Origin of the sequence: Tsukamurella soli (assembly GCF_039541155.1) — a bacterium.
Taxonomy (GTDB): domain Bacteria; phylum Actinomycetota; class Actinomycetes; order Mycobacteriales; family Mycobacteriaceae; genus Tsukamurella; species Tsukamurella soli.
The window spans coordinates 1-7,036 of sequence record NZ_BAABFR010000169.1 but is presented as its reverse complement, the minus strand read 5'-3'; the positions used below and the strand labels follow the sequence as shown (position 1 = coordinate 7,036).

Below are 7,036 nucleotides of genomic sequence, written 5' to 3'. Positions count from 1 at the left end.
CCCGCCGACCGCTCCCACGCCGGCGCCCACGAGCTGCGGCGCGGCGCGACCGGGGACGCGGCTCTGCGGGCGGATCGAGTCGATGGGCCGGCCGTCCTTGGTCTCGGGCGGCAGCGCGATCTCGCCGAGGCCGATCCGATGCTGGATGCGGCGCATCCAGTGCGGCGCCCACCAGCAGTCGTCGCCGAGCATCTTCATGACGGCGGGCACCAGCACCATGCGGACGACGGTGGCGTCCAGGATCAGCGCCGCGATCAGGCCGAACGCGACGTACTTCATCATCACCAGCTCGGATGTCGCGAAGGCGGCGGTCACCACGATCAGGATCAGCGCCGCGGCGGTGATGATCCGGCCGGTGTTGGCCGTACCGGCACGGATACACACCGGCGTCGTCGCGCCGGTCGCGCGTTCCTCGATCATCCGGGATATCAGGAACACCTCGTAGTCGGTACTCAGGCCGAACACGACCGCGATGATCAACACCAGCACCGGTGCCATCAGCGGGCCGCCGGTGAAGTTGAAGACGGAACCGCCGTGACCCTCGACGAACATCCAGGTGAGGAAGCCCAGCGTCGACGCCAGCGTCAGCGCCGACATCAGCACCGCCTTGATGGGCAGGATCAGCGACCCGAACGCGAGGAACATCAGCACCGTGGTCACCACCACCAGCATCAGCATCAGCCACGGCAGGACGTCGAGCATCGACTCGATCGAGTCGTACTGCAGCACCGGCGTGCCGCCCACGATGAAGTAGCGGTAGCCGGGCTTGGCGCCCGGCACCTGGAGGCCGCGCAGCCACGTGACCGCCTCGCCGACGGCCTTCGAGTCGTTCGGGTCCTGCAGGGTGGCCTGGTACATCTGGATCGTGACCGGGTGGCCCTTGTACAGCAGGGGCGGGGTCTTCGGGTCGACCGAGGAGTTGACCGTCGAGGTCGCGTTACCCGAGGCGACGAACTTGCCGGTGAAGCCGGGGATCTTGTTCGCCTCGTCGATGACGCCGTTGATCTGATCGTCGGTCGCGTTCATGAACACGATCTGGATCGGCTGCCCGGTGAGCGTGGGGAACAGCTCCTGGAACTTGTCCTGCGCCTGCCGCGTGGTGTTGGTGGGCGGCAGGTACTCCTGCGAGATGCCGCCGAAGGCGAGCTTGGTGATAGGCGTGACCAGGGCCAACATCAGGACGATGACGATGCCCGCGGCCACGGCCGGCCGCTTCATCACGGCATCGGTGACGCGGCCCCAGAGGCCGCGCTCGACCTCCTCCTTGGTCTTGGTCTTGGTCGCGCTGTGCGCCCACCCCTTGACCCGCTCGCCGCCGATGCCACGCCGCGCGAGCAGGCCGAGGAACCAGCCGAGGCTCAGGGAGTCGACCCGGGGGCCCAGCACCGCGAGCATCGCGGGCAGCATCGTCAGCGACAGCAGCGCGGACATCAGCACGCCCAGGAGCGCGCCCGTGGCCATCGAGGTGAGCAGGCCCAGAGGGGCGATGTACAGGCAGAGCAGAGCGCCGATGATCAGCATCGAGGACATGATCACGGTGCGGCCGGCCGTCATGACCGTGCGTCTGACCGCCGTGGGTGTGTCGTACCCCTCGGCTAATTCCTCCCGGAATCTGGACACGATGAACAGGCCGTAGTCGATCGCGATACCGAGGCCGATCAGCTCGATGATCGGGCCGACGAAGAAGTTGACGTCGGTGACGAAGGTGAGTGCGTACACGATCGCCGACGACGCGCCGATCGACATCACGCCGATGATGACGGGCAGCGCCGCGGCGATCACCCCGCCGAACACGAAGAACAGCACGATCGCGACCAGCGGCAAGGCGATCAGACTGGCGCGCGCCGAATCCCTCGCTACGCCCTCGGTCACCGCGCTGGTGACGGGCACCAGGCCCGCGAAGTGCGCCGTGAAGTCCTTCGACTGCAGGTCGCTCGCGAGCCCGTCGCGGATGTCGTCCCAGTCCTTACCGCGCTGGGTGTCGTCGTTCGACAGCATCGACAGGGACAGGAAGCCCCACGAGGTGCCGTCGGCCTCGGTCTTGGTCAGGCTGGCGCCGACGGTGGCGTACGAGATGAACTTCGCGTCGTCCAGTTTGGGGGTCTTGCCCTTGGCGCCGTACTGGGCGGCGATCTTCGCCGTGTCGGCCTTGACCTCGTCGACGATGGCCGGGTCGGTGACGCTCTTGCCCTTGTCCGCCTGGATCAACACGAGGATGTCGGACGCCGACGTGCGCCCGTTGGCGGAGTCGGTCAGATTGGCGACCGCCACCGACTGGCTGCCCTCGTCGTACAGACCGGACATCTTGGTCGCCTTGCCCAGGCTGAAGTAGCCCCACACACCGGACACGGCGACCACGACGACGAGCACCGCGATCAAGGTGAACCGGAACCGGTAGGTGAACCGGCCTATCGCTGCGAACAAACGAACATTCCTTTCGACATGAGCCCACGACACGGGCCGCGGGAGGTGGGCCCTATTGCGTCCGACTCGAAAGTAGCGAAGACAGCGGACGGAACGGCTGAAGCCAGGCACCCTGGTCGGGAAGAGAGTCCAGGGACACCCGCGGAAGCGGCTCCCGGAACACCCCGGGGATGTCCTCGAGGTCGGTGAAGCCGAGCACGGTGGACGACACAGCCCAGCTCGCGTGCTCCCGGAATCCGATCACCCGGACGGGGACGCCCTCGGCTGCGATGGCCTCGAGCGGCTCGCGGAACGCCTGGCCGTCGGCCGAGGCGACGAGCACGCCGGCCAGGCCGGGCGTGTACTGCCGGAGCGCGATGTGATCCAGCATGTCCTGATCGACATCGCTGTCCTCGTCGATCTTCGGCTTCGCGAAGACGGCGTAGCCGACGTTCCGCAGCGCCTCGACCCAGGGGCGCACCACATCGGCGCTGCCGGGCGCGATGTTGGTGAAGACGGTGGCCTCGGGCTCGACCTCGTGGCCGGTCTCGAGCGAGATGTCGGCGGATATGCCGAGCAGCCAGCGGCCGAGCGCGTCGAATCGTGGCCGGTAGGCAGCGGTGGGACGGCCGCCGAGGATCGCTCCCAGCCCCATGTCGAGGTTGGGTGCGTCCCACACCAGAAGAACCCGTTTCCGGGCCTCCTCGGTGTGCGAGGACTCGGTCTCGGGCATCCCTGCCACCTTCATCCCTGCCGCCTCTCCCATACGAACTCGTGGATCTCCCGGCCCACCTGCTCGGCCTTACCCTGGAACTTGGTGACGGGTCGGTCCACGCTGACGGGTACGTCTGCATCGGCGAGGTCTTCGGGCAGTAGCAACCGGCGCAAGGCCGGTTCGCCGTCGCCCACCGCGCCGATCCATTCCGCATAGTCTGCATGATCGGTGGCGACGTGCACTATCCCGCCAGGTCGCAGACGGCTTGCGAGCAGCGCGAACATGCGGGGCTGCAGCAGTCGGCGCTTGTGGTGGCGGGCCTTGGGCCACGGGTCGGGGAAGTACACGCGGACCCCCGTGAGGCTGCCGGGGGCGATCATGTCCTCGAGCACGGCGACCCCGTCGCCGCGCACGACACGTACGTTGTCGAGCCCCGCCCGCTGCACGCCGCCGAGCGTCTGCGCGATGCCGGGCACGTACACCTCGACGGCGATCACGTCGACGTCCGGCTCCGCGGCCGCCATCGCCACCGTCGACGTGCCGGTCCCCGAGCCGATCTCGACGACCAGCGGCGCGGTCCGCCCGAACCACTGCGCGGCGTCCAGCGGTTCGGCCGGTGTGGGGAAGGGGGCGGCGGGGCCCAGCGGGTCGGCGGCGCTGACGGTGTCGGCGGGGTCGAACGGCTGCGCCGGGGCGATGTCGCGGCCGATGCGCGGCCACATCTCGTCCCACCAGCGCTGCTGTGCGGGCGTGAGTGCCCCGCGCCGCGACCGGAAGCTCGTCACCCGGGGGTACAGCCTCCGGTGCTGCGCGCGCGGATCGCGCGAGTCGTCCCGCCGGGGCTGCTCGAATGTGTTGGACACGGTCACCATCGTCCCGCATCTGTTAAAAAAGTGACAATTGCGCCTGATGTTGTTACCGCACAGTGATGGTAAGGCGTCCTTCGCCTAGCATGTTGCGCATGACCGGACGTACCGTTCGCTACGGCGAAGCCTCCGCTGCCAGCGCTCCCGCTCGTATCGCCGCCCGCACCCCCGTCCGCGTCGCTGTCGTCGCGCTCGCGGGCATGCTGGTGTTGCTGGCGGGCTGCTCCTCGGGCGGGTCCGGTGGCTCCGGCGCGTCGGCCGCCCCGAAGGGCCCGCTGCCGAGTGCCGCCACGCTGCAGGCCGAGGCCACCGCGGCCACCAAGAACCTGCACGACGTGGACGTCGACCTCGAGGTCGACGGCACCGTCCCCAACCTGCCCGTCAAGAGCATCACCGGCTACATCACCAACCAGCCCGTGGTCGCCGCGCAGGGAAACGCCGACGTCACGGTGTTCGGTAGCGAGGTGCAGGCCAGATTCGTCGTCCAGGACGGCATCCTCTGGGCGCGGATGAGCGGCGACAAGTATTCCGACATGGGCAAGGCGGCCGACACCTACGATCCGTCGATCATCCTGGACCCCGACCGCGGACTCGGGAACATCGTTGCGAAGATCCGCGACGCCAAGGTCGAAGGGCGCGAGAACATCGACGGTATCGACACGGTCCGCATGAGCGGCATCGTGCCTGGTCCGGTGATCGGCGTGCTCGCGCCGAAGTCGCACCTCGGTGACCTACCCACCACGTTCTGGGTGCAGGAGGCCGCGCCGCACAACCTGGTCAGCGCGCATGTGGCGGTAGGGACCGCCACGATCTCGATCGACCTGTCCCAGTGGGGCGTCAAGCAGACCATCACCAAGCCGGGGAGCTGACCGTGGCGTTCGCGTCCCGCCGCGGAATCGCGATCGGCGCCGGCGGCCTGGCGGTGCTGCTCGGCGCGCTGGACACCTACGTCGTGGTGTCGGTGATGAACGACATCATGAAGAGCGTCGACATCCCGATCAATCAGCTGCAGCGGGTGACGCCGATCGTCACGTGCTATCTGCTGGGCTACATCGCGGCGATGCCGCTGCTCGGACGGCTGTCCGATCGGCTCGGGCGGCGCCTGGTGCTGCAGCTCAGCCTGCTGCTGTTCGCCGCCGGGTCGGTGGTGACCGCCCTCTCGGACACCGTCCCCACCATCGTGGTCGGCCGCATCGTCCAGGGTGTCGCCAGCGGCGCGCTGCTGCCCGTCACCCTCGCGCTGGCCGCCGACCTGTGGTCGCAGCGCCGCCGCGCCGCGGTGCTGGGCTGGGTGGGCGCCGCGCAGGAGCTGGGCAGTGTGCTCGGCCCTGTGGTCGGCGTGACGGTCGTGCAGGTCGTGCAGGCGCACGTCTCCGCGGTCGCTCCGGAGAACGCCTGGCGTGTCGTCTTCTGGGCCAACGTGCCGCTCGCCGTGATCGCCGGTCTGCTGATCCAGTTCTCGGTGCCCAAGGCGCCCGCGGCCGCGCGCCAGCGCGTCGACCTGGTGGGCGGCGTGCTGCTGGCAGTCACCCTCGCGCTGGCCGTGATCGGCCTCTACAACCCCGAGCCCGACGGCGTGCAGATCCTCCCGCCGCACGGCGGGTGGATCCTGCTCGGCGCGGTCATCGCGCTGCTCGCGTTCGTCGCCTGGGAGCGGCGCGCGAAGACCCGGCTGATCGACCCCGCAGGTATGCGGGTGCTGCCCTTCCTCGCGTCCTGCGCTGCGTCGGTCACGGCCGGCGCAGCGCTGATGGTGACCCTGGTAGACGTCGAGCTGCTGGCCCAGGGCGTGCTCGGTAAGGACGCCCGCGACGCGGTGTTCCTGCTGGTCCGCTTCCTGATCGCGCTGCCGATCGGCGCCGTGATCGGGGGCTTCGTCGCGGCTCGCGTGGGTGACCGCGCGGTCGCGGTGGTGGGGCTGCTGGTCGCCGCCGCCGGCTACGTGCTGATCTCCGACTGGCCGACCGACGTCCTGGCCGCGCAGCACCGGCTCGGCCCCCTGCACCTGCCCGTGATCGACACCGACCTCGCGATCGCGGGCCTCGGCCTGGGGCTCGTGATCGGGCCGCTGTCGTCTGCGGCCCTGCGTGCGGTGCCCGTCGCGCAGGCCGGGATCGCGTCCGCGCTGCTCGTCGTGGCGCGGATGACGGGGATGCTGGTCGGCGTCGCGGCGCTCACCGCGTTCGGGCTGTACCGGTTCGACAAGATCATGAACCACATGCCGTCGGCGCCCGACAACGCCTCGTTCGCCGAGCGGCTCGCGCTGATCTCACAGCAGACCAAACAGGCCTTCAGCGAGATGTACGGCGACATCTTCCTGATCACGGCCATCGTCTGCCTGGTCGGGGCGTTGTTCGCGTTGTTCATCGCGGGCCGGCACCAATCAGACGAAACACCCCTGGAGGACACGCTCGCCCCGCTACCGTCGGAGGGCCTCGAGGCGCCCGAACGCGCCTGACACACGAGGGACTCCGGGGGGAGTACGGATGACGGGGATTCGGGGGGAGTTCGCGCCGCGGTGCGGCCCGCAGCTGGTGCGCATCCTGGGGCGCGACGGTGTCGGGAAGGCCACGCTCGCCCGCGCACTCGAGCGCTGGCACGCCGACGGTGACCTGGGGCCCGACGGGCCTGAGGCGCCGAAGGTGGTCGGCGGCGCACCCGCGGACACAGCGGTCTACGTCTTCGCGGGTGAGCCCCGCGCCACCGACGCCGCCGCGATCGGCCGCCTGCGGGCGGAGCCGGTGCCGCTGGTCGTCGTATGGGCGAAGGCGGACGCCGCCGGTTCGTGGCGAGTCGCGGACGCGTGGGCGCGGGAATGGGCGGCGGAGCTGGGGCTATCGGTCACCCCGGTGATGGCGCTGCTCGGCCTCGTCGACTTCTCAGCCGCGGACCACCGGCTGCTGCGTGCGATAGCGGCGTCGCCACTGGCCGTGCCGGAATCGGTGGCTGAGGCGGCCGCGGCCCTGGGCCCGCTCGAGGCCGCGGAGCTGCCCGCGGCGCTGGGCGGCTACGGGAAGTCGGATCGTAGCCATGTCGTTCTGTGGGCCAAGAA

At 69.7% G+C, this 7,036-nt stretch carries 5 protein-coding genes; 2 read left to right on the top strand and 3 right to left on the bottom strand.

Translation table 11 applies throughout. From position 1 onward, the window contains the following. The 3 genes from ABD908_RS26190 to trmB form a co-directional block, all read right to left on the bottom strand. The coding region (locus ABD908_RS26190; protein WP_345001643.1) for an MMPL family transporter at nt 1–2,424 on the bottom strand (2,424 nt) is incomplete at its 3' end. A gap of 52 nt (nt 2,425–2,476) precedes the next feature. Further along, the gene (locus ABD908_RS26185) at nt 2,477–3,136 is read right to left on the bottom strand and encodes an NYN domain-containing protein (protein WP_345001641.1); all 660 of its coding nucleotides are present in this window, start codon (nt 3,134–3,136) and stop codon (nt 2,477–2,479) included. A gap of 11 nt (nt 3,137–3,147) precedes the next feature. Beyond that, nucleotides 3,148–3,990, bottom strand: a complete 843-nt coding sequence (gene trmB, locus ABD908_RS26180) for a tRNA (guanosine(46)-N7)-methyltransferase TrmB (RefSeq protein ID WP_385923353.1) — start codon at nt 3,988–3,990, stop codon at nt 3,148–3,150. Nucleotides 3,991–4,079: 89 nt separating this feature from the next. Between trmB and ABD908_RS26175 the strand changes: the two genes are divergently transcribed. Further along, entirely contained in the window at nt 4,080–4,853 is a 774-nt protein-coding gene (locus ABD908_RS26175; protein ID WP_345001639.1) for an LppX_LprAFG lipoprotein, read from the top strand. Further along, on the top strand, nt 4,814–6,442 hold the full coding sequence (locus tag ABD908_RS26170; protein WP_345001637.1) for an MFS transporter: 1,629 nt from the start codon (nt 4,814–4,816) through the stop codon (nt 6,440–6,442). The genes ABD908_RS26175 and ABD908_RS26170 overlap by 40 nt, the downstream gene beginning before the upstream one ends. The last annotated feature ends 594 nt before the right edge of the window (nt 6,443–7,036 follow it).

Coding starts and splice junctions, on each gene's coding strand:
- trmB (WP_385923353.1), bottom strand. CDS start 3,990: ATGGTGACCGTGTCCAACACATTCGAGCAGCCCCGGCGGGACGACTCG.
- ABD908_RS26185 (WP_345001641.1), bottom strand. CDS start 3,136: ATGCCCGAGACCGAGTCCTCGCACACCGAGGAGGCCCGGAAACGGGTT.
- ABD908_RS26175 (WP_345001639.1), top strand. CDS start 4,080: ATGACCGGACGTACCGTTCGCTACGGCGAAGCCTCCGCTGCCAGCGCT.